Source organism: Bacillus sp. FSL R5-0431, from assembly GCF_038002985.1.
GTDB lineage: Bacteria > Bacillota > Bacilli > Bacillales > Bacillaceae > Bacillus.
On the sequence record NZ_JBBOOG010000001.1, the window covers coordinates 3065421 to 3089273 of the forward strand.

Below are 23853 nucleotides of genomic sequence, written 5' to 3' on the forward strand. Positions count from 1 at the left end.
GGGGTTTTCTTTATGACTCCAAAGACTTCTTTTGTTTCAATAATGCTTGAAATGTCTCTTCCAGCTCCTGAGACGGCTCAATACTTAAACGGCTGAGCACTTCAGACAGCTGCATATCAATTAAAAGAAGCTCCTCTTCTCTTTGTGTAACAGCTGGTTTGTCGTCCTTTTGTTTATACGCTTCATATGTTCCGTCAAATGCTTCAATTCGTTTTTCGTGAACATGGAAAATACGAGTGGCCACCTTCTCAATCAGTCTGCGATCGTGGGAAACAAACACAACGGTACCCGGGTAATCCTTCAATAGACCTTCAAGCGCTTCAACTGCCGCCAGATCTAGAAAGTTCGTCGGTTCATCCAGCATGAGGACATTGGCATCGCTGACAAGCAAGGACGCAAGCATGGTCTTCACCCGTTCTCCCCCGCTTAACACCCTAACAGGTTTATGCACATCATCCCCTCGAAATCCGAGTCTCGCTAAAACCGTTCGTACCACTGTCTCATCTTGAACAGCCTCTTTCAGCGCATTTTGTAAAATCGATTCATCTACCTTCAATCCTGAAAGATCCTGACGAAAATAGCCGAGCTTGACAGCTTCTGAGCGAGACACTCCGGGATGCCCATTCACTAGCATTCGGAGAAATGTCGTTTTCCCGCTCCCATTCTTGCCGATAATGGCGACCTTGTCCCCGCCTCTCACTTCCACATTCGCCTGCTTCCAAAGCAATTGATCGCCCGCCTTGCCATCTATATTTTTCACTCGCAAAATGGTACGGCTCGCTACTTCCTTCATTGTATGCTGAGTCATTTGAATGGGCTGAATGTCTTTTACTTTCTCAACCTTTTCTAATTTCTCCATCCTTGTCTCAATGGATTTGGCTGTTTTTTGCAGCTTTTTTTGCTTATTTGCATAGTAGGGCTTTGCAATTTTTGGTCCTGAGGATTTCAGCTTTTGGGATGGCTTTGTTGCTTTGTCGGCTTTTTTCTTTTTCTTTTCAAGCGCATGCTCTAACTGTTTTTTCTTTTGTGTATAAGCTTCGTACGCTTCCACCTGCTGACGATGCGCCAGCTCTTTTTGCTGTGCAAATTGCGAGTAGTTGCCTTTGTATTGATTAAGCCGTCCATGATCCAGCTCCCAAATCTCCGTACATACCGCATCTAAAAAAGCACGATCATGTGAAACGACAATGAAGGCCCCTTGATAATGATGCAGCTTCTCTTCCAGCCACTCAATGTGCTCAGTATCTAAATGAGTCGTTGGTTCATCTGCTAATAAAAGGGCAGAAGGACGGTTTAACGCGCTTTCAATATAAGTCTGGGTCATCTCACCACCGCTCTGTGTGCCATCCGCTTGTTTCAGCTGAGGAAGCAGTGTGCAGGTCGTTGTGGCAACAAACGTGCCACTGTCTGGTTTCTCTTGCCCCGCCAGCACATGCAATAAAGTCGTTTTCCCGCTGCCATTTGTTCCAACAAGTCCGATGCGGTCACTTTGATGGATGGCAAGCTCCTCAATATCAAATAACAATCGATCTTTTCGAAAAATCTTTAACTGATTGGCTTTTACTAACATCCAACCCTCTCCTTTCGTATCAGGAGACATGAAAAAGCCCCCCATTCTCAGAATAGGAGGCAAAATGGTGTACAAAAATAAGCAGATCAATCCAGGATGACGTGCCGCATTCCTATCTGAACACACACATCCCCTGTATCAATCACCTCATTCTTTGATTCCCAAGCTGTACCATCCTATTCCGAAGCTAAAAAATAAAAACGCAGCAAACATGGCAAACCAATCGTTTGCTCACTGCCTTCGTTTTTTCATTTTGCTTACAGGTCATAGGATTAGTACTTCATTGCATTGGGTCACCCTTCCGTCGTTTGTTACGTATACGATAAAAGATTGGTTATTTTTTGTCAAGCTGAAATGGCATAAGTGAGTCCATTAATTTCAGCGTAAATGGATGGACCGCATCAAGCAGTTCATCCTTTTTGCATTCTTCCACTATGCTTCCTTCATGTAAAAAAAGGAGACGATCACATAGATACACCGCCGCTTCTATATCATGAGTAATCATAAGGATGGTCATGTCTAGCTCTTGTTTTAATGTCTCGAGCAGCTCCAATATTTGCACCTGAACAGAGACATCCAGTGAGCTCAGGACTTCGTCTAGTATGAGAATGGCTGGATGCGTTGATATGGCTCGTGCGATGCACACTCGCTGGAGCTGACCGCCGCTTAGCTGATGTGCATATTGATACAGCAAAGAAGAGGGTAGTCTGACTTGTTCAAGCAACGATAAAACCTTCTGATCCACATTTTTTTCCTGCTTTAACAATCGCATAGGCTCAGCAACGATTTCTTTCACCGTAAAGGAGGGGTGAACAGAAGATCGATAATCCTGAAAGACAACACTCATTTTTCCAAGGTTCATCTTTCGCCATGTGTCAGCTGGCTTTCCATCAATCTGTACCTTGCCGCCATCTATTTTTTCTAAACCGAGCAGAATTCTTGCCAATGTACTTTTGCCGCTGCCGCTCTCACCGACTAACCCGGCACATTGTCCTTTTTCGATTTCAAACGAGACGTTTGATATGCGTGGTTTTGACTGCATTTGTCGAGAGAAGAAACCTTTCTTCTCTCCATGTTTGATGAGGCTATCAGCTGTAATCAACATGGAAATGCCCTCACTCTCTGCTGCTGCCGCAGTGCTTCAAGAGGCGCAGATAATCGGCGCCTCGTCTCAAGTAAATGCTTCGTTTGAGGATGCTCAGGCGATGTGAATACCTTCTCAGCTGGGCGATGCTCAAGCATCTCCCCTTGATGCATCACCAACACCTCGTCAGCGATCGCCTGAACGACGCCTAAATCATGCGAAATGATGATCAAGGCCGCGCCTGTTTCTTCTTTCAGCCTCTGTAATTGCATGATGACTTCACGCCGATTATATGCATCAAGCGACGCCGTTGGCTCATCGGCAATGATCACATCAGGAGAAAGCATCATCGTGATCGCAATCATCACTCGCTGAAGCATACCGCCAGATAATTCATAAGGATATTGCTTCAACAATTCATTTGGATTTTTTAAATGAACACGCTCAAGTCCTGCGATGGCATGTGCTTTCCCTTCTTTTCCTTGTAAGCCCAAATGACGCTGGAACGTTTCCATCATTTGATGACCAATGGTTTCGATGGGATTGAACGCATTCATCGCATCTTGTGAGATGAAGCCAATTCGTTTGCCTCGCCACTGCTCAGCTGTCTGAGTTGTCAATGTTTCGCCGTCAAACATGATCGCTCCCTCCACTTCTAGCGAAGAAGGAATCAAGCCAATTAACGCTTTTGCGACGGTTGATTTTCCGCTTCCACTTTCTCCAATAACAGCTAAACAACGTTGTTGCTGCAGGGAGAACGTTATGTTCGCCACTAAATCCTTTTGCTGCACTGGATCATGTACGGACAGATTTTTTACGTCGATGAAAGGCAAATGGTCTCCCTCCCTTTTGATTGTTGTGATGCATGGCAGGGGTCGTGGCCTGCTGAAGGCTGTCTCCTAAAAAGTTCAGCGCCATGACCACAAATAAGATGGCAAGTCCAGGCGCAAGCATATGGGCTGGATGTGTCACCATGACATTCTTCGCTTCGTTGAGCATCATCCCCCATTCCGGTGTAGGTGCGCTCACGCCTAACCCAAGAAAAGACAGAGCAGATATATTTAAGATGACCCAGCCCGCATCAAGTGTCGCAAAGACAGCAATTTCTCCTGAAATGCGAGGAAATAAATGCTTCCTCAGTATGTAAAATGGGGAGCCGCCAGACACTTTTACATACTGAACAGATGGTTCATTCGCATACTGCAGAACGGACGAACGAATCATTCTTGTATACCAGGCCCATTTCGCTAGGACATTCGCCAAAATAATATTGAATAATCCAGGCCCCAGTATCCCCACAACAGCTAGAATCATCACTTCTGCTGGGAAGGAGAGCATAACATCACACAGTCTCATCAACACGCCATCCACTTTTCCTCGGAAGAAGCCCGCCATGAGTCCAAGTGTGCTGCCAATGAGCATCGTGATACACATCGTCAGCATGGCCGCAAGCATCGTAGTCCGAATGCCATATAAAAGCCGTGACAATACGCATCTCCCGAGCTGATCCGTTCCGAGCGGATAAGTCAGGCTGATGCCGGCATATTTTTGAAGAATGTTCGTTTCTGTTGGATCATGTGGTGCTAACACTGGTGCAAACAGTCCTGCTAAAGCGACAAGTGCTAACAGCCAGATAGAAACAACAGCCATACGGTCTTTTCTTAATTGATGCCATCCTATCATCATTCTCAGACCTCCTTTCGCAACTGCGGATTCATGGTCATTTGCACAACATCAGCCATGAGGTTACACACAACAAAAAGGAACCCCATCACAAATAAATAGGCTTGAATCATAGGGAAATCGGCATGGAAAATAGCTGTTACACACAACCGGCCAACCCCTGGCCAAGCAAAAAGATTTTCAATAATAACTGTGCCAGCAATGAGTTTTGGGATAGACATGCCAAGTGCTGTCACAGCTAATTGAAGTGCATGTCTCATCACTTTCAGTTGAACAGCCCGTTCCTTTAAACCGCGAGCTCTTGCATAAAAAACAAAGGGCTCGTGCTGAAATTTCAGGATTTGATTGCGGATCAGCCTCACATAGGTTGATAAGTACCCAAGTGATAGTGTGACAGCTGGTAGAAGAATTGATTTGAATCCTTCCATTCCACTCGTATTGACCCAATTGAATTTGACAGAAAAAAGCCAAATAAACAAAATCCCTAACCAAAAACTAGGCATTGAAGCAGCGATAAACACAAAGGCTCTCAGTACTCGGTCCACCCATGTATGAGCAGCATATGCACAGATCACTCCGAATAACAAACTCAATACAATGATGAAAAAGAGCGCTGCTCCTGCAAGCTGCAATGTGGCAGGCAGCGCCTCCATGATGAGATCAAAAACTGGCTCTTGTGTAACATAACTCCTGCCAAAATCACCTGTTAATCCATCTTTAAGCCATGTGGCATATCGTTTAAGAAATGGCTGATCTAAGCCTAGCTCCTGCCGCATCGATTCAATCATGTCTTCTGTTGGAGTGACTTGATTCACCCGCAAAGCGACCTCAGCTGGATCACTTGCCCGCATCGTCAGCAGTACAAAAGCAAAGAAGGTGATGAAGATCATGAGTGGGAAAAGCAGTAATATTCGTTTTAAGAGATAGCGTGTCATCTTTCTGCCTCCGCTTTATGAAGAAAAATACATACGGTCAAAGGGAATTTCATACTGTGACACATGAAAACCTATGCCTTTCAGGCGCTTATTATAAACAGCCTTTGTCACAGAATAAGAAATTGGGATGTAGACATTTTCATCATGGATATACGTCAAGATGTCTCGATACATTTGTTTCCGCTTTTGCTCATCTGGTTCTACCAATACTTTCGTAATCGTCTCGTCCAGCCACTTTTTCTTCTTCAATCCTAACTGGGCTTGATAATCAGCATGCGATGCTACGCGGAACGAAGAAACATAGGTTTGTGGATCATAAGGAAGTCCCCACGATAGCGAGTACATCAGATCGAATTTCCCTGTTTTTTGGCGATCTAAAAACGCCTGTTTTTCTTCTCCTCTAATATCCAGCTTGATCCCCACTTGCTTGAAATCTTGTTGAATGGATTCACTTATCGTTCTTTCACCTGCATTATCGGAATTATAGTAAATGGCGACACTCAGCCTTTTGCCATTTTGATAGCGGTAGCCGTCTTCTTTCAGCTTCCAGCCTGCCTCATCCAGTAATGCCTCTGCTTTCTCTTTTTGATAGGTTTTCTTTTTCAGCGGGATATCTGCGTAAGGAACGGACGGGGCAAGCAGCGTATGTGCCACCTGTTCCGTTCCATTTAAAATGCCTTTTGTGATCATCTCTTTTTGAATGGCATATTGAAACGCTTCTCTGACTTTCGGATCTTTTGTCATTGGCTGGTTTGAATTGATGACGATCGATCTTGAACCAACAGGAGGACTCACGGTCACACCGTAATGACCTGCTTCCTTTAAAGCCTGGAATGAGTCTCCGTCGATCATGTCGCCATCTGCTCCAAATAAGAGATCAATCTCTCCTTTTTGCAGGGCAAGTAAAATCGTTTGGTGATCCGGCATGACTTTCCACTTTACTGTTGAAATTTTTGGCTTTTTCCCCCAGTAGTGGTCATTCGCTTTAAAAACGGCATATTGATTTTTTTTATGTTCCTTTAGCACATAAGGACCTGTGCCTGCATAGCTTTGAACTCCTTTTGCTGTCGTTCCATCAATGAAGCTTTTTGGAGAAATAAAACGGAAGGGGCGTGTTAAGCCCAGTTCTTCTAACGTAGGGTAATAAGGCTCCTTTAACGTAAGAACAAATGTATCGTCATCCACCGCCTTTGTGGATTTGATTTCGGATACGAGATTAAGCCAAGCGTTCTTTTCAATATTTTTGACGACAGCGTCCATGTTCATTTTCACTGCCTTTGCATTAAAAGGCTCGCCATCTGAAAAAGTCACGCCTTTTCGAAGGTGAAAGGTGTAGGTTCTTCCATCTTTTGAAATATCCCAGCTCTTCGCTAAGGCAGGCTGAACGCCTTTCTCTGTATTGACGACAAGCGATTCAAACACCATATTTTGAGCGGCCATCTCTCCACCATATAAATGGGGATTGATGTCCCTTATATCTTTTGTACTTGCATACACCAGCTCATCTTCTTCTCTGTCATTCATGCTGGAAGATGCTTTATTATCAGAGCATGATGTCAATAAAAAACATGCCATGACTGAAAACAGCATCAAGATGTATGTTACATAGGATTGCTTTTTCTTTATGTAAACAGGCTGATCACTCATATGTACTTCCCCCAAATTTATATTATCGTAATCATTACGATTATTAATCGAAATGATTACGAATTGAATAATATCATACAGAAATGGGGAATACAATCTCTTTTTTATCAAAAAAACAGACTCACGATTGAGTCTGTTTCGTTTGCAACAATTGATCGATTACCCGCAATGCTTTTTCTGTTCCACCTGCTGTTTGGAAGCTTTCTTCAATTTTTTCAATCCCAGCACGGTACGTGTCACTTCCCAGAACAGATTCCACGGTTTCTCTTAGCTGCTTTGCTGTCAGCTGATCTTTATCAAGTGCACGGGCAGCAGATAGCTCTGTCAGTCTTTGTGCGACCATCGGCTGATCTTTGTCGACCGGAATGACGACCATCGGAACGTGATAATGAATGCCTTCATTGACACTGTTCATTCCGCCATGGGTCACAAACACATCTGTCAGCTCAAGCACTTCAAGCTGCGGTACATAAGGTTCTATCAGAAAATGAGAAGGCGCCTCTTTCAAGAGAGACCGATCCACTTTTTCACCTGTTGCGAGCACCACTTTTCCATCAAAGTCAACAAAGGCATCAATACACATATTAAAAAATGCTTCTGTATCCCCAAGTACGGTGCCCATCGAAATAAAGACGACTTTTTCTTGCTCAAGTGCTTCCAGCGGGAAATCATGCTGATCTGCCCTTTTTAGAAAGCTCGGTCCAATGAAAACAAACGAGTCGTTCACTGCATCGACAGACGGCTGGAAATATTCACTTGTATACACGATATTGAGCTCTCCGCGGTTTTTCATGAATTGCATCAAACGCGTTGGCTGAACGCCAAAACGCTCTTGTATGTTTTCTAACAGACGATCGGCTTTCTCATCCTTTCTGTATAGCGGTGTATCAAAATGCGCCTCTTGCAGCACAAAAGATGGGTTTGAGCCGATCCCTGGAATTTGTAAGTAATCTCGAACAAGCTCCCCTGCCCCAAACATATCAAAATAGACAAAATCAAATGAATGCTGCTGAGAAAGTGTTTCCACCACCTCTAAAATATCAAATGATGTTTGCAGCATGGCATGAAAGAACGGCTGCATGGAATCGAGATTTCCTTCATCCACATGTAATGTACGAATATAGTCTGGATGTTTATGTACGTGAGCTCCTAAGCGTTTGATTCGCTGCTCATAATGTACAGTTGTGACCGCATGTACTTCATCTCCTCGATCCGCCCATGCTTTGATGATCCCTAACATAGGGTTCACGTGCCCTTCAGCGGGAAATGTAATCAATAAAATCTTCGCCACAAGAAATCCCTCCTCATTGTCAATTCTCTTCCATGTTAATCATATACAGCTAGCAGGCTCAACAAATACGCCTGTAAAGGGAAGAAATGAGTCTTATGGCCAGTATTTTAAGAGATGACAAGAAGAAAAAAGACAAAGCCCCATGTTATGTGCTTTGTCTTTTTTCTATTATTTTTTGAGCAGCATTTGTTTAAACGCAGCAGACTGTTTTTCAATTGAGATCGGATCTGCATAGATAAATTCGTTGATTGAATAATAAAGAACATGTCCCTGCTTCACCGCTCGATTCTTTTTCCATACACCGCTGTTTGTGATATCAAGATTCGGTGCTTTTCCATCCTTTGTGGGTACAAGTAAATAGTCACCTGTATACTGGTTCATCTCTTCTAATGAAATACCAAGATAGCCTTCTTTCGGAAGAGCTTTTTCTGCCTTTTCAGGCAAGCTGAACCCATAGCCTTGATAGATGACTTCCCCGCCGCGGCCAAAGTCTGTACCAAATAAGTAAACTTGCTTTGGCTGCACGTCCATAATGGAGAACGTCTTGTCATCACCAATTTTTGCTTTGACCTCTTTGCCGTCTTTCTTCAGCTGCTCGTCCATTTCTTGTATTTGTTTTTTCGCTAACGCTTCTTTTCCAAGAATCTTTCCGATTTCAATATGCATCTCTTTGAAGCTGTGTTCACTTGTCGTAAACGTGATCGTTTTGGCAATCTTTTTATACTTTTCAATCTGTTCGTTTTGGGAATATGCAATGATCAAATCAGGCTTTAGCTTGGCAATCGCCTCCACATTTTCGATCGGTACACGCTTCACACCTGATTCATCTAAAAACGACGATTCTGGGTAAACATCTGTCATGCCAACAGGTGTCACACCTAACTTTTTAAAATTTCCAAGCTGCGCTGTTAACACAACAACACGCTTCGGCTTGGCGGGAATGGTGATCTTTTCACCCGTTTCAGTTGTATATGTACGTGTACTTGCTGCTTTCTCTTTATTCTCTTTCTGCCCGCATGCCACTAATAATAATGCCAGCAGACTGACCAGCCAAATCATTTTTTTCACTAGTGAAACCACCTTTAATTGAGAATGATTATTAATTATAGCATAAATGGCTAGTCATAAATGAAAAATTTTAAAAGTGAATGATATATATGTGTAAACGAAAAAACCCTCTCAAAGGAGAGGGTTTCAGCGTGTAGACAAACCCTCGCATTCGGTGTCAGTCCTGTGCGCCGATGCTCACGAATGTTAAATTCGCTCCGCTTCGGTGCTCGTCCTTCCTAGACTTCAAAGGTTTTCTATCACGCTGAAAAGAAGACAAAGGGCTAAAATAAAGATCATTTTAGCCCTTTGTCAACAATCTGAAAACCCTCTCAAAGGAGAGGGTTTCATTGGATCTTTATCGATCGTGAACAAGATCAAGTACGCGCTCGGAGGGATTCGAACCCCCGGCAGACGTGGTACCGGAAACCACCGCTCTATCCAACTGAGCTACGAGCGCACGATATATTTTTGAACGTCAGCATATCAAATTATAAGGGAAATGCTGCAAGAAAGCAATGATTAATCATCAGTCCTGAACATGTATTTTCTTCTTTTGGATACATAGACTAATATGATGGTTTGAAGTGGAATGATTTTGGGGAAAATGGATAGGGGTATTTGAATTTAGGTCAGCGTTTTGTTTGACCTTTATTGACCAAAAATGTATCATTGAATTACATACTTACCTAAAAGGTGAAGGAGGAACATTATGAATTTAATACCTACAGTCATTGAGCAAACAAATCGTGGGGAAAGAGCTTACGACATTTATTCTCGTCTTTTAAAAGACCGTATTATCATGCTTGGTTCTGCGATCGATGACAATGTTGCCAACTCCATCGTGTCACAGCTGCTTTTCTTAGAAGCTGAAGATCCAGAGAAAGATATCTCTATCTACATTAACAGCCCTGGCGGTTCGATCACAGCTGGTATGGCCATTTACGATACGATGCAATTTATTAAACCAAAGGTATCAACCATTTGTATTGGTATGGCTGCATCTATGGGTGCGTTCCTGCTTGCTGCTGGTGAAAAAGGTAAGCGTTATGCCCTTCCAAACAGTGAAGTCATGATTCACCAACCACTAGGTGGTGCCCAAGGTCAAGCAACAGAAATTGAAATTGCGGCAAAACGAATCCTTTCTTTACGCGATAAACTGAACCAAGTACTTGCTGAACGTACTGGTCAGCCAATTGAAGTGATTGAGCGCGATACAGATCGTGACAACTTCAAAACAGCGGAAGAAGCACTTGAATACGGACTTATTGACAAAGTCTTGACCCGTAATTCAGAAGAACAAAAATAATATGACAAAACAAACCGTCTGCTCCTTGAACAGACGGTTTTTTGTGATTCAAAAACGCTTTAAGACAACTCTGTCCATTTCTGCTGAAGAGATGGTGTTTGATAAGAAGCCATCTGCGTGATTAATTCCTCCGATTCGCTGGAAGCATGTAACAATTGAAGGTGTGATTCATTCGAAAAACCTTCCTGTACACTAAACTTCACCATGTCAATGAGCGGATTGAAATACTCATTCACTTGATACAAGCCGATTGGCTTTTGGTGGATGCCGATTTGTGCCCAGCATAGCACCTCAAATAATTCTTCATATGTACCAAAGCCGCCGGGCATCGCAATAAATCCATCAGCCAGCTCGCTCATTTTCGCTTTTCGTTCATGCATTCCTGTTACCTCGATTAATTCTGTCAGCTCTTGATGCACAACTTCTCCTCTAAAAAGCCCCTTAGGCATGACCCCAATCACTTGCCCGCCTTGTCTTAAAACCTCATCTGCAATGGCACCCATTAATCCAATTCGTGAACCGCCGTATACAAGACGGATGTCTTGCTCTGCCATATAAGTCCCCAGCTCTACAGCCTTTTGTTTGTAGACGTCCTTCACGCCTGGATTCGAACCAGCAAACACACAAATCGTTTTCATCAGAACAGCTCCATCTCTCTCTATGATTTCTTCTCCCACTCATTCTACTATAATTAATTGTAAAAAAACAGCCGATCCATCTATATATAGTGTAAAATCAAAAGGCAAACACCATATAAGGAGCTGTATAAAGAAAATGCAAACAACGGAGATGGAGAAGTGGATCAAGGATTTTTATGAAATGAGAAATTGGACAAAATACGGGCCGTTTATCCGGTTAGGCTTCCTCATGGAAGAAACGGGAGAACTCGCTCGTGCTGTTAGAGCAATAGAGATCGGACGTGACCGGCCTGATGAGCAAAGACAAAAATCATCCGAGTTGAAGAAAGAACTCGTTGAAGAAATGGGTGATGTGTTAGCGAATCTACTTATTTTAGCCAATCTCTATGATGTCACAGTAGAAGAGGTCTTCTCCTCTCATCAACAGAAACTCACAAAGCGTTTTTCAGAAGAAATAGAGCAAGTGAAAAGCACGTGACCACATTGGCACGTGCTTTTTTTCCACCTTATAACTGCTGTGGCGAGATATCATCTGTTCGTTCAAAGAAATGCTGCTTTCCAATATGATGAAAAAGACCCGTTCGACGCAAAAGCTCTTTAGGCTGTGATTGAAGTCCGACAATCATCAGCTTTCCATTATGATGCTTTAAACGATTGGAGATATTCATCAGAACCGCTTCTGCTGATGTGTCCATATAATTGACTTTATTCATGAGCAGAATGAGCGTTTTCGGCTTTGTCTGAACATGGTCCAAAATCGAATTTTCCAATGAATCTGTTGTTCCGAAAAACAGCGGCCCTTCAATGGAGTACATACTGATGCCTCGCTGGTCTGTCTGTTTTTCTAAAGCAGCTGCCGTTTCCATTTGGGGAACCGCAACATTAGTATGAATGCTGGTCGTCTGGCTCATTTTTTTGATAAAAGCGATAAATGCTAAAATGAGACCTGCGGTGACGCCAATAATCAAATCACCGATGACCGTCAGCAGGAAGGTCACAACAAGTACAAGTGAATCCGCATTTTTCACTTTTACAATATTGATAAACTCTTTTTTCTCACTCATATTCCAAGCCACAAACATTAAAATCGGTGCCATCGCAGCAAGTGGAATCATCGACGCATATGGCGCAAATAGCATTAAGATAAGCAGCACGACGACGCCATGTACCACACCAGAAATCGGGCTTGCTCCGCCATTTTTGATGTTTGTTGCCGTACGGGCAATCGCCCCAGTCGCCGGAATTCCTCCGAACAGCGGTGCCGCCATATTGGCGATCCCTTGTCCGACAAGCTCCTTATTGCTGTCATGCTTTGAGCCTTTCATATTATCAGCAACCATAGCTGACAAGATTGACTCCACTCCGCCTAAAAGTGCAATGACAATCGCTGGAGGCAGGAGGTATATCATTTTTTCAATCGTTAATTCAGGAAAAGCGAAGCTTGGCAGCTGACGAGGAATTTCCCCATATGCCGAGCCGATCGTTTCAACTTGTCCTTGGAAAAAGAGAACAGCTAGAAACGTTGAAGCCAATAGACCTAATAGAGCACCAGGTATTTTGGGAATGTATTTTTGAGCCGCCACAATCACGATGAGCCCAATAACGGCTGTGATGATGGCAAGACTGTTTGCGGTACCGAGATGGACCACAATTTCTCTCATATTGAGGAAAAAGCTTTCATGCTTTTCAACACCCTTTAATCCGAGGAAGTTGGCAATCTGCCCTGAAAAAATAATGACAGCAATGCCAGCAGTAAAGCCGATGATAACCGGACGAGGAATAAATTTCATGAGCTTCCCTAGTTTGAATATTCCGAATAATACAAGCATACAGCCTGCCATAAAACCGGCTATGAGTAAGTTTTCGATACCATACTGGCTGACGATACCAAATAAAATCGGAACAAACGCCCCAGTCGGCCCGCCGATCTGATACTTTGAACCACCAAACAATGAAATCAAAATGCCGGCAACGATGACTGTGTATAATCCATATTCTGGTCCGACACCAGATGCAATGGCAAAAGCCATGCCTAAAGGAATTGCCACAACGCCCACGACAAGCCCAGCGATTAAATCGCGTCTAAACTTTGATGAATCATATCCTTCAAATCTTCCATAAAAACGCATGGTATGTGTTGGCCTCCTTCAAGTATGTGTAGATGATTTAGGTATACTGTGGATCGATCTGTTTATCTTTCACAACAACATCCAGCTTTCCCGTTGCTGGATGAATGACTAGTCCATGAACAGCCACATCACTTGGCATCAATGGATGCTCTTTGACCAATTTCACACTTTGGGACACGCTCTCTTCAACCGAATCAAAGCCTGTCAGCCACCCCTTTAAATCAACTCCTGAGTTTTTCACAATGCTCAAACATTTCTCTTCAATGCCGCGTGCTTTCGCCTTTTCAAGTAAAGGATCTGCCGCAAGACCTGCCATTCCGCATTCATGATGTCCTACAATGCATACCTCTTCTGCCTTTAGCTCATAGATGGCTAGTAGAATACTCCTCATCACACTGCCGAACGGATGAGTTACAATGGCGCCCGCATTTTTAATGATCTTGGCATCACCGTTGCGCAGCCCCATGGATTGCGGCAATAATTCCAAAAGACGTGTATCCATACAAGTTAATATGACCAGTTTCTTTTCGGGAAATTTCCCCGCTTTGTAAGGCTCATAATGTCTCTCTTGTACGAACTCTGAATTGTGCTGAAGAATCTGTTCTAATTTTGATCCCATCTTGCCATCTCCCATCTTTTTATAAGTCACGTAAGTCCCTGCCTGTCCCCCTTTTCTTTCGTGTGTTCTCAAGCATAGAGAAGAAAAATGATAGAAAAAAAAGAAAAAAATGAGAAAACGATGAGAAAAAAAGTCATCATTTTCTTTATTTTCCGCTTCAACGTAAGGGAGACGCGGTCTTCCTTTCAATCTATCGTTCTCTGATCGCCAAAAGACGATGAAATGGTTTAGTAGAAAACGACCTTCCCGTTTAATACGTTTCAAATATAATCATTTTTCTATCAAAAAATCTCGATCTATTTTCCAGTTTGTCAGATAATCTCTCAGAAAATCAGGCTTTTTCATATGTCACATCACCCATTAGCTGACTCTTATCTATGTAAAAAATGGATCAGATGGCATATGAATATACTTTTTCACTAAGAAAATGTCTCTCTTTTCCGTTATTTTAGTATATTAAATATTGAGCAGATAACCTTCAAACGTGTTCAGCCGAAATGGTTGCTTTATAATAAAAGGAGCAAGATGATCATGTGAAAGGAGCGAGTAGACTGTGACACCACACATTTTTGTCGCCAAACCATTACCTGCCTCTTTTGAGGAAATGCTAAAGGAACATTGTACATACGAGGTGTGGCAATCCAAAGACCCCATTCCAAAAGGTATTTTGTTTCAAAAACTGCAGCATGCTGATGGTCTTTTAACGTCTGGAACGAAAATCGATCAAGAGCTATTAGATCACGCACCAAAACTCAAAGTAGTGAGCAATAACTCTGTTGGCTATGACAATTTCGATATAGAATTGATGAGGCAAAGAGGCGTAATTGGTACACACACGCCTCATACACTCGATCATACTGTTGCTGACCTTGCATTTTCACTCATTCTTTCCTCTGCGCGAAGAATTGCCGAGCTTGATCGTTTTATCCGCGAGGGGAAATGGACGAAATTTGTACAGGAAGAAGATATCTTTGGCATCGATGTCCATCATCAAACGCTTGGCATTATTGGCATGGGACGAATCGGAGAGCAAGTAGCCAAACGAGCCGCACATGGTTTTGATATGAACGTCCTGTATCATAACCGCAGCCGGAATGAAAAGGCTGAATCAGCATATGGCGCTTTATATTGCACACTTGATGACCTGCTAAAGCAAGCCGATATCATTGTGTTGATTACACCGCTGACCAATGAAACGTATCATATGATTGGAGAACGGGAATTGAAGTTAATGAAGCAAACGGCTTTATTTGTAAACATCTCACGCGGGAAAACAGTGGATGAAAAAAGCCTCATTCAAGCGCTTCAGGAGGGATGGATCAAAGGCGCAGGTCTTGATGTGTTTGAGCAGGAACCGCTTCAGGAGAATCATCCTTTCAAAGAAATGAACAATGTCACCCTTGCTCCTCACATCGGTTCTGCTACTGAAACAACACGGGATCTTATGCTGAAACGAGCCATTCATAATGTGATTCATGGAATTGATGGCAAAGCCCCTGTTGATATTGTGAAGGAGCTTGCTTCATCTTAATCGGAAAAGACGCAGGATTCGGAGCTGCGTCTTTTTATTTATTTCATCAGAAGGTTATCAGGAAAAAAGCCTCATTTTAGCAAAGAACCTGTTTCTTTACATTTCCTTCATGTTCGGGTGCTATAATATGAGGTAGACAAGCATCAAGAGGACAGCATCCGATTTCCTTAATAGGAGGATGAAGATGAAAAAAATCAGTTCGGTTTTTACTATGTTTGCTCTGATCGCTGCTATTCTGTTTTCTGGTTTTATTCCGCAGCAAGCCTATGCCGAAACACCTCTTACACAGACCGCCACAAATGAAACAGCTACTATTCAACTTACATCAGATGTTCATACCCTTGCCGTCATTAATACGTTTGATGGTGTAGCAGATTATTTAATTCGCTACAAACGACTGCCTGATAACTACATCACAAAATCACAAGCAAGTGCTCTTGGATGGGTGGCATCAAAGGGAAATCTAGCAGAGGTTGCCCCAGGTAAAAGCATCGGTGGAGATGTTTTCTCTAACCGGGAGGGACGTCTTCCTTCAGCAAGCGGCCGAACATGGCGTGAGGCAGATATCAACTACGTCTCTGGCTTCCGAAATGCTGACCGCCTCGTGTATTCAAGTGACTGGCTCATTTACAAAACAACAGACCATTATGCAACTTTCACACGTATTCGATAATCAATCAAAAAACAGCCCCATTTGACCTAGGGCTGTTTTTTATGCTGCTTATGGCAACAGAGTTTTCACGTATTCCTCAAAAGGCAGAGGCAGCGGTTTTTTCGACACTTCTTCATGTTCATGTGTGGTGACATGATCCTCGGTGACGATTACACGTCCTGTTGGTGTGAGTTTTGACGCAAGCGGTCTTTTGTTAAAAGGAGAGGCTTCATTTTCATAAATCTCATGTCTCATTTGGACCAAAGTAGGCTCGCTCACCTCTTCCAATGTGAAAGCATAGCCTGTTTCAGCGCCTTCCCCCTTATCTAATTGGAGCAGATGCGTTCCTTTTTCGGTGACCTCTTCTTTGACTCGAAACCGAATAGACGCTCCTTCCACCCATTCTTCTGTAAAAGGTACAGGCTGAAGAGGTAAATTCACACCAAATCCCGCATCAATAAGGAAGCGTTCGTTGTGATGGTTCAACGTCATGGCGACGTGCGTGCCATCAATTGCCCATGTGCACGCTTCTTTGTTATACACGGTCCCTTGAACGAGCTGTACAGCAAGCCCTGCCTCTTTTAACACATAATATAAGAGAGGATTGAGATCGTAGCAAAGACCTCCTCTTTCTCCTTCAAGAAGATGCTGCTTCAACCCCTCTTGATTCAAGGCATAGGATTGTTTGTTCAGCACAGATCTATTTTCAAATGGAAAGGTGTAGGCCATCTTTTTTAATAATACAGGCAGGTCATCAAAGGTGATGGACTGGCCTTCGTATCCGATCTTCTGTAAAAATGCTGATTGCATCATATTCATTCCCTTCTAAAAAAACTGAGTCTGTGAAGAGACTCAGTTTTCTTGATTGATAAAATCCGTTAACGCATCAATGGCTTCTTGTTCATCCGCACCATCTGCTATCAGTGTGACAGTGACCCCAGAGCTGATCGCAAGGCTCATGAGACCCATAATGCTCTTCGCATTGACTTTTTTTCCGTCCTTCTCTAGAAAAATTTCAGCCCCAAAGCGATTGGCTTCTTGTACGAACAAAGCAGCGGGACGTGCCTGCAAGCCTGTTTTTAACTGGATGGTGACCGTTTTTTCCACCATATGATCTGCCTCCCTTTTTCATTCTCCTATTTGAGTGTAACAGCTTGTCCGTTTCGTAATTGTTCTGCAATTTGATCTAGCTTTCTTAAGCGGTGGTTAATGCCTGATTTGCTGATCTTGCCGCTTTCCACCATTTCTCCCAGTTCCTTTAGTGTGACCTCTTGATAGTCGACTCGCAGTTTTGCAATTTCACGCAGCTTATCCGGGAGGGCATCAAGTCCAATTTTTTCATCAATGAATTGAATGTTCTCGACCTGGCGCAGTGATGCACCAATCGTTTTATTTAAGTTTGCTGTTTCACAATTGACGAGCCGGTTCACGGAATTTCGCATATCACGGACGATCCGAACGTCTTCGAAGCGAAGAAGTGAATTATGCGCACCTACAACGCTTAAGAATTCGGTAATTTTTTCGGCTTCTTTCATATACGTGATGTATCCTTTTTTACGCTCAAGTGTTTTACTGTTGAGTTGAAATTGATTCATCAGCTCACAAAGGGCATCATTGTGTTCTTTATATAGTGAAAAAATCTCAAGGTGATAGGAAGACGTTTCTGGATTATTCACAGAACCGCCTGCTAAAAAAGCACCTCTCATATAGGAGCGCTTGCAGCATCTTTTCTTTACAAGCTCTTCTGAAATATTGCGCTCAAATACAAATTGCTCACCCAATATTTTCAAATCCTCTAAAATGGTTTTCGCTCGTTCTACCAGTCTGACAATATACACATTATTCTTTTTTAATCTCATTTTCTTACGAACGAGCAGCTCGACTGTGACATCATATTTCTTTTTCAGCAGCGTATAAATCCGTCTTGCGATGGCTGCGTTCTCTGTCTGTATATCTAGAATTAATTTTCGATTAGAGAAAGATAATGAACCGTTCATACGGATGAGGGCAGAAAGCTCTGCTTTTGTGCAGCAGTCCTTCACGTCCAGATTAGTCAGCTCTTTTTTTGTTTCGGATGCAAATGACATCCTTGCCACCCCCATTCCTATTTTTTCTTATGCAGCAGGTCGACAAGCAGCGAGGCTACTTTCAGCGTGTCGTGACGAATCACATGCTGGTCATATGTAATGATTTCCCCAGGGATGACTTCCAGTCCCATTGCCTTGAGTACATCTGTGTCGAACTGTACAGGCTGTGCCTGTTCTTCTGCATATTTTGCTTTGATCTCTTCTGGAATTTCTTTATTGTTCACAAAAATGGTATCGATAAATGGACGAACCATATGATCATTTAATACCTCCACATGATCAGCTGCACTGTAGGAAAGCGTTTCCCCTGGCTGGGTCATGACATTGCAAATATACACTTTTTTCGCCTTCGAGCGAATCACTTCTTCGCCAATATGCGGTACAAGCAAGTTTGGCAGGATACTTGTATACAAGCTGCCTGGCCCAATGACGATCAAATCAGCTTCACGAATGACTTGAATCGATTCTGGGAGCGGTTCAATCGTATCGGGTGTGAGGAACACTCGTTTAATTCGCTCACCGTAGGTTGGGATTTTTGATTCTCCTGTCACCACTTGCCCGTTTTCTAATTCAGCATGAAGAACAACACTTGAATTCGCTGCTGGCAAGACTTTTCCTCTCACATTTAAGACCTTGCTCATTTCTGTGACGGCATGAAAAAAATCACCGGTTATATTTGTCATGGCCGCAAGAATGAGGTTGCCAAGAGAGTGGCCTGTTAAGTCATTCCCTTTGTTAAAACGGTGCTGAAATAAGTCTTCTACAAGCGGTTCAACATCAGAGAGAGCTGCAAGGACATTTCGAATATCGCCTGGAGGCGGAATATTCAAATCATGCCGCAGTCTGCCTGAGCTGCCTCCGTCATCAGCAACCGTTACAATAGCGGTAATGTCCACTGGCTTTGTTTTTAGCCCTCTGAGCAAAACAGATAAGCCAGTGCCCCCACCAAGAATGACCACCTTTGGAAGTGTCGTCATCTATTTTCTGCTTCTCTTTTCAATGTCCCGGTGAGTGACATGAGTGTAGTAGTCATTTTTAAAATACTCCGATAAGTAGTTAGCTAGCGTCACTGATCGGTGCTGTCCGCCTGTACAGCCAATAGCGATCACAAGCTGACTTTTTCCTTCTCGTTTATAGGACGGAAGCATAAAGCTGAGAAGGTCAATTAATTTCTCTGTGAATTTTTGTGTCTCGCTCCATTTCATTACATAGGAGCGCACTTCTTCATCGTTTCCAGTCTGTGGACGCATGCTCTCAATATAGTAAGGATTCGGCAGAAATCTCACATCAAATACAAGATCAGCATCAATCGGCAGACCGTATTTAAAACCGAAGGACATCACATTCACTGTAAACACCTGCCCTTGGTTCGTGGCAAAGTGCGCGACAATTTTTTCTCGAAGCTGTTTTGGTTTTAAATCCGATGTATCAAAAATCATTTGCGCCCGGCCTTTTAACTCTTCTAACAGGTCGCGTTCCATTGCGATTCCTTCGAGGGGCAAACCTGTTGTCGCAAGGGGATGCGAACGTCTCGTTTCTTTGTATCTTGAGACAAGCACCTTATCGTTTGAATCTAGAAATAATATTCTTGGTGTGATCCAGCCAAGATCACTCATTTCATCTAAAGCTGCAATTAAGCTGTCAAAGAATTCTCGTCCGCGTAAATCCATCACAAGGGCAACCTTGCTCATCTTAGAATTCGATTCCTTCATGAGCTCTAGGAACTTCGGTAAAAGTGATGGCGGCAAGTTATCTACACAGAAGTAACCTAAGTCTTCAAAGCTTTGAATGGCAACGGTTTTCCCCGCACCTGACATTCCTGTAATAATCACAAGCTGAATATCTTCTTGTTTGTTCGTATTCATGCCTGCTTCCTCTCCTTCTTTATGAAAACGGTTCATGTATTAGTCTCCTTGAGGATCTAACCGATAAGCAATCAATTCAAAATCAGGTGTATACGTAAAAGTACCGTGCAGAAGTCCTTTTCCCTTTAGCATGAAATCAAGAATATGGGAATCTCCTGGAGCCATCGGTAAATGAGGCACATCTTTTACTTCATGCCACTTTAAAATGCCTTCCTCTGACTCTGTCACGTTTTTTCCAGTAAATGAATCTGCCATAAAGGTGAACATCATCCACTCTTGAACGATTTGATCGCCTTCTTTTATGATAAAGGTAAAAACACCTTTTAACTGAGGATTTAAAATATAAATTCCTGTTTCTTCTCTATACTCTCGAACGACTGAATCCTTGACCGATTCTCCGCTTTCCATTTTGCCGCCCGGCGCTACCCACCAGCCCCGTCTTGGCTTTTGCAGCAAGAGAACTTGATCTTCGTGATGCAGCACACAATTGGTTACTCGTTGCATCAGCTGTCACCTACTCTTTTATGTCTTTAACTTATTATACAGGTTCATCCTGACTCTCACAATGAACATGCCCCTTCTTCACCGAAAACAGACCGGATTTCGTCTGAAAGAGGTGGCGGGCAATTTCTCTACTCTTTATTTTACAGCATCTAATGGTTCTCCATGCGTCATTTGTGAACATCTCATGAATTTCTGATTTTAAGCAAAAAAAAGGACACGGATTCTCATCCGTGCCAAACATGTATTCCTTATAAAAGGGGGTCAATTACTAGTTTTATCATAACGGATAATTATTTCACCCGTGTTACATTCCAGTTAAAAGCCCATGACGCTATATTAAGGATTTACGACAGCCATTTATTTCGCTGCTTTCAGCTTTTCAGCAAGCTCTTCTACATAATGCTGTGCGCTTTGTGCGGCAATACTTCCGTCACCTGTTGCTGTCACAATTTGACGGAGTGTTTTTTCACGAATGTCACCAGCGGCGAAAATGCCTTCCACTCTCGTTTCCATTCTTTCGTTTGTCTCGATATATCCTTCTTCATTTGTAATGCCGAGATTTTCAAATGGTTTAGATAGTGGGAGCATCCCGATATAGATAAAGACGCCGTCTGTTTTAAAGTCTTCTTCTTCACCAGTCACCGTATCAATCAAGGTCACACTGCCGACTTTACCGTTTTCTTCATTAATTTGTTTAACGGTTTTGTTCCACATGAAGTCGATTTTTTCATTATCAAAAGCACGCGCTTGTAAAATGCTTTGTGCACGAAGTTTATCGCGTCTATGAACGATCGTTACTTTTGACGCAAAGCGTGTGAGGTATACACCCTCTTCTACCGCAGAGTCTCCGCCGCCAATGACCACGAGCTCTTTGTTTTTAAAGAAAGCACCGTCACATACTGCACAGTAAGAGACGCCCCGGCCGCCAAGTTCTTTTTCACCTGGTGCACCGATTTTTTTGTATTCAGCACCTGCCGCAATAATGACAGAGCGTCCTTTGTATTCTTTTGAACCGGCTTTGACGATTTTGTACTCTTCACCGTCTACGATTTCTTTGATATCGCCATATGCATACTCAGCACCGAATTTCTTCGCATGCTCAAACATTTTATTTGAAAGTTCTGGTCCTAAAATGCTTTCAAAGCCAGGATAGTTCTCGACATCTTCCGTATTTGCCATTTGACCGCCTGGAATCCCTCTTTCAATCATCAATGTTGAAAGATTTCCCCGTGATGTATAAACAGCGGCTGTCATTCCGGCAGGTCCCGCTCCAATGATGATCGTATCGTAGATTTTTTCTTCTGACACAACTGTCACTCCCTCTTCAATTGCTGCTAGCATTTCTTATTAGAATGCCCTTGGGTGATGCTTCCATTCATGACAGAGAGCATCAATTCCACTCTTACTTTTATTCCTTACCCATATCCTATTAAATCTGCGGATAATAAGCGAATCATTTGCTCATATCTTCAAAAAAAGAAAAAGCTTCCTTAAACTGCTGTTTAAGGAAGCCTGTTTACGGTTATATAGTAAGTAACGATTTATTCAACGACTCTTCTCACAACGCCATTGAATGCTTTTTTCCAGTAAACATTGCTCATAGAGTCAACTGAAACACCGCGAGAGCTGTTATCGTTCAAGAATGTACCGTTTCCTAAGTAAATACCAACGTGTCCATTTACTTTATACGTATCAAAGAACACAAGGTCTCCGCGTTTCATGTCAGATGCACTTACAGCTCTTCCTTTACCTACAAGCGTATCTGTTGTTGTACCGCCAACTGGTCCAAGGTTGATGCCTGCTGATGCGAATGCCCAGCGAACGAATGAAGAACAGTCAAAACGACGTGCATCAATATCGGCTTGTGATCTGCCGCCGCCCCATTTATACGGAGATTGTCCAACGATGGTAGAACCTGTGCTGATTGCACCTTCGATTCCGCCTACGTTACTGCTGACAGGTGATCCACCGCCAGAAGATGGCTTCTTGCTTGGTGAACTGCTGTTGTTATTATTATTTGAAGATCCACTGTTACTGTTATTTGAAGACGGGCTGCTGTCGTTAGTTGAGCTGTTGTCTTCCGCTTGAACACTCGCTTGACGCTGCTCTTGTCTTTGTGCTTTTTCTTCTTTTGCTTTTTGAGCTGCTTCTCTCGCTTCTTTTTCAGCTTGTTTTTGAGCAGCGATTGTTGCGTCTTTTTCAGATGCAATGCTGTTAGCCTCACTGTTTAACTCGCTGATTTCAGAAGAAGCACTTCCTTTTTGCTTTTTCACTTGCTTGAATAGCTGGTCTTTTTCATCAAGCTGTTTATTCAAGTCTGTTTGAAGCGTTTCAAGCTTTGCAAGTGTCTTTTGAACATCTGCAAGCTTTGTGTTTAATTCGTTTTCAGACTTTTGAAGCTCAGCTTTGTCTTTTTCTTGCTCTTTAATGATTTCGCTGTCTGCGTTGATGAGTGTAGATACTGCACCTGCACGGCTGATGAAATCGCTAAAGCTTTTCGCTCCTAGTAATACATCTATGTATTTCGTAGAACCGCCGCTTTCTTGAAGCGCACGTACACGCTTTTTCAAGAACTTGTTTCTATCTTCAATACGTTTTTCAGTATCAGCTATTTCTTGTTTCAGTGCTTTGATTTCTTTTTTCGTTTGTTCATTTTCTTTTTGTTTTTCTTCGATTTGATCACTTGTTTTTAAAGCTTTCTCGTCAATTTCTTTTAGCTTTAGTGCAAGTGCCTCTTGTTTTGCTTCAAGCTTTGAAAGCTCATCTTTTTTCTTTTGAAGGTTTTTGTTGACCTCAGATTGCTTGCTGTCCAGCTCTTGTTTCTTTTGTTCAAAGTTCTGTGCGTTTGCTTCATGAGTAAATGGGATAAATAAACTGCTCGCTCCGATGACCGAAGCTAAACCGAAAGTAATAAACTTTTTCACGAATAGTTCCTCCTTTGACAATTTCCAAGCGACATGAGAAAGCAGCAAATTCTCTGCGGCCAATCTGTGCTATCTATGTCTTTCTTCCTGATTGATCAGTCAGATGTTGACCAGATTGTTTCTATCACTAGGTGTTTCATTATGTATAGTAAAATATCTAAATATATGTCTTTGTTTTAATCCACGATTTTCATTATACATGAGACATCGACAAAATGAGCTAATATTTTTATTACATTTATGTTTCAAAAACATGTCGTGATTGTCATACTTCGCCAAATCCTTGCAAATCCCACCTTTTTATCCAAGAAAAAAGCATGACCTTTTCGGCCATGCTG

General features: G+C 42.7%; 23 protein-coding genes and 1 tRNA gene. 4 read left to right on the forward strand and 20 right to left on the reverse strand.

What is annotated here, in order from left to right:
• Nucleotides 1-10: 10 nt before the first annotated feature.
• The 9 genes from abc-f to MKZ03_RS15925 all read right to left on the reverse strand — a co-directional run bounded on the left by abc-f (nucleotide 11) and on the right by MKZ03_RS15925 (nucleotide 9717).
• Nucleotides 11-1570, reverse strand: coding sequence for a ribosomal protection-like ABC-F family protein (abc-f, locus tag MKZ03_RS15885; RefSeq protein WP_341032390.1), 1560 nt, complete (start codon nucleotides 1568-1570; stop codon nucleotides 11-13).
• A 334-nt stretch (nucleotides 1571-1904) separates the two neighbouring features.
• On the reverse strand, nucleotides 1905-2675 hold the full coding sequence (locus MKZ03_RS15890) for an ABC transporter ATP-binding protein (RefSeq protein WP_060597346.1): 771 nt from the start codon (nucleotides 2673-2675) through the stop codon (nucleotides 1905-1907).
• The gene (locus MKZ03_RS15895; protein WP_307500285.1) at nucleotides 2669-3487 is read right to left on the reverse strand and encodes an ABC transporter ATP-binding protein; all 819 of its coding nucleotides are present in this window, start codon (nucleotides 3485-3487) and stop codon (nucleotides 2669-2671) included. Before MKZ03_RS15895 ends, MKZ03_RS15890 begins: the two co-directional genes overlap by 7 nt.
• Entirely contained in the window at nucleotides 3450-4337 is an 888-nt protein-coding gene (gene opp1C / locus MKZ03_RS15900; protein WP_034660710.1) for a nickel/cobalt ABC transporter permease, read from the reverse strand. Before opp1C ends, MKZ03_RS15895 begins: the two co-directional genes overlap by 38 nt.
• 5 nt (nucleotides 4338-4342) lie before the next feature.
• Nucleotides 4343-5272: a nickel/cobalt ABC transporter permease gene (gene opp1B / locus MKZ03_RS15905; RefSeq protein ID WP_307500286.1), complete on the reverse strand. Its 930-nt coding sequence runs from the start codon at nucleotides 5270-5272 to the stop codon at nucleotides 4343-4345.
• A 15-nt stretch (nucleotides 5273-5287) separates the two neighbouring features.
• Nucleotides 5288-6919, reverse strand: coding sequence for a nickel ABC transporter substrate-binding protein (nikA, locus tag MKZ03_RS15910; protein WP_341032394.1), 1632 nt, complete (start codon nucleotides 6917-6919; stop codon nucleotides 5288-5290).
• A gap of 121 nt (nucleotides 6920-7040) precedes the next feature.
• Nucleotides 7041-8210, reverse strand: a complete 1170-nt coding sequence (locus MKZ03_RS15915) for a macrolide family glycosyltransferase (RefSeq protein ID WP_341032397.1) — start codon at nucleotides 8208-8210, stop codon at nucleotides 7041-7043.
• 168 nt (nucleotides 8211-8378) lie between these two features.
• Entirely contained in the window at nucleotides 8379-9269 is an 891-nt protein-coding gene (locus MKZ03_RS15920) for an ABC transporter substrate-binding protein (protein WP_341032633.1), read from the reverse strand.
• Between the two features lie 372 nt (nucleotides 9270-9641).
• A tRNA-Arg gene (locus MKZ03_RS15925) sits at nucleotides 9642-9717 on the reverse strand.
• Between the two features lie 252 nt (nucleotides 9718-9969).
• Here MKZ03_RS15925 and clpP point away from each other — a divergent pair.
• Nucleotides 9970-10566, forward strand: a complete 597-nt coding sequence (clpP, locus tag MKZ03_RS15930) for an ATP-dependent Clp endopeptidase proteolytic subunit ClpP (RefSeq protein WP_034660066.1) — start codon at nucleotides 9970-9972, stop codon at nucleotides 10564-10566.
• A gap of 59 nt (nucleotides 10567-10625) precedes the next feature.
• Here clpP and MKZ03_RS15935 read toward each other — a convergent pair whose 3' ends face one another.
• A complete protein-coding gene (locus tag MKZ03_RS15935) occupies nucleotides 10626-11204 on the reverse strand; it encodes an LOG family protein (RefSeq protein WP_307500289.1) in 579 nt (192 codons plus the stop codon).
• A 136-nt stretch (nucleotides 11205-11340) separates the two neighbouring features.
• On the opposite strand from MKZ03_RS15935, the gene MKZ03_RS15940 reads away from it, so the two are divergent.
• Nucleotides 11341-11682: a MazG nucleotide pyrophosphohydrolase domain-containing protein gene (locus MKZ03_RS15940; protein ID WP_034660068.1), complete on the forward strand. Its 342-nt coding sequence runs from the start codon at nucleotides 11341-11343 to the stop codon at nucleotides 11680-11682.
• A 28-nt stretch (nucleotides 11683-11710) separates the two neighbouring features.
• Here the strand turns inward: MKZ03_RS15940 and MKZ03_RS15945 are convergent, their stop codons facing one another.
• Nucleotides 11711-13333: a SulP family inorganic anion transporter gene (locus MKZ03_RS15945; RefSeq protein WP_034660070.1), complete on the reverse strand. Its 1623-nt coding sequence runs from the start codon at nucleotides 13331-13333 to the stop codon at nucleotides 11711-11713.
• Nucleotides 13334-13370: 37 nt separating this feature from the next.
• A complete protein-coding gene (locus tag MKZ03_RS15950) occupies nucleotides 13371-13952 on the reverse strand; it encodes a beta-class carbonic anhydrase (protein ID WP_117731853.1) in 582 nt (193 codons plus the stop codon).
• Nucleotides 13953-14505: 553 nt separating this feature from the next.
• Here MKZ03_RS15950 and MKZ03_RS15955 point away from each other — a divergent pair.
• Together MKZ03_RS15955 and MKZ03_RS15960 are read left to right on the forward strand one after the other, a co-directional pair.
• Nucleotides 14506-15483 (forward strand): 2-hydroxyacid dehydrogenase, encoded by a 978-nt coding sequence (locus MKZ03_RS15955; protein ID WP_307500291.1) that lies wholly within the window; start codon nucleotides 14506-14508, stop codon nucleotides 15481-15483.
• Between the two features lie 184 nt (nucleotides 15484-15667).
• Complete coding sequence (locus tag MKZ03_RS15960; protein WP_034660072.1) at nucleotides 15668-16156, forward strand: ribonuclease; 489 nt, start codon at nucleotides 15668-15670, stop codon at nucleotides 16154-16156.
• A gap of 48 nt (nucleotides 16157-16204) precedes the next feature.
• Here the strand turns inward: MKZ03_RS15960 and MKZ03_RS15965 are convergent, their stop codons facing one another.
• The 8 genes from MKZ03_RS15965 to MKZ03_RS16000 form a co-directional block, all read right to left on the reverse strand.
• The gene (locus MKZ03_RS15965) at nucleotides 16205-16948 is read right to left on the reverse strand and encodes an arylamine N-acetyltransferase family protein (protein ID WP_307500292.1); all 744 of its coding nucleotides are present in this window, start codon (nucleotides 16946-16948) and stop codon (nucleotides 16205-16207) included.
• A gap of 39 nt (nucleotides 16949-16987) precedes the next feature.
• Nucleotides 16988-17245 (reverse strand): HPr family phosphocarrier protein, encoded by a 258-nt coding sequence (locus MKZ03_RS15970; protein ID WP_034660075.1) that lies wholly within the window; start codon nucleotides 17243-17245, stop codon nucleotides 16988-16990.
• 26 nt (nucleotides 17246-17271) lie between these two features.
• A complete protein-coding gene (whiA, locus tag MKZ03_RS15975) occupies nucleotides 17272-18222 on the reverse strand; it encodes a DNA-binding protein WhiA (RefSeq protein ID WP_034660076.1) in 951 nt (316 codons plus the stop codon).
• A gap of 17 nt (nucleotides 18223-18239) precedes the next feature.
• Entirely contained in the window at nucleotides 18240-19199 is a 960-nt protein-coding gene (locus tag MKZ03_RS15980; protein ID WP_307500294.1) for a gluconeogenesis factor YvcK family protein, read from the reverse strand.
• A complete protein-coding gene (rapZ, locus tag MKZ03_RS15985) occupies nucleotides 19200-20087 on the reverse strand; it encodes an RNase adapter RapZ (protein ID WP_034660713.1) in 888 nt (295 codons plus the stop codon).
• Between the two features lie 39 nt (nucleotides 20088-20126).
• Entirely contained in the window at nucleotides 20127-20591 is a 465-nt protein-coding gene (locus tag MKZ03_RS15990) for an 8-oxo-dGTP diphosphatase (protein ID WP_003213484.1), read from the reverse strand.
• A 357-nt stretch (nucleotides 20592-20948) separates the two neighbouring features.
• Nucleotides 20949-21899, reverse strand: a complete 951-nt coding sequence (gene trxB / locus MKZ03_RS15995; RefSeq protein WP_034660715.1) for a thioredoxin-disulfide reductase — start codon at nucleotides 21897-21899, stop codon at nucleotides 20949-20951.
• Between the two features lie 233 nt (nucleotides 21900-22132).
• Nucleotides 22133-23515 carry a C40 family peptidase gene (locus MKZ03_RS16000; protein WP_340973862.1) on the reverse strand — a complete coding sequence of 461 codons (1383 nt, stop codon included), beginning with the start codon at nucleotides 23513-23515 and terminating at the stop codon, nucleotides 22133-22135.
• Nucleotides 23516-23853: the final 338 nt, after the last annotated feature.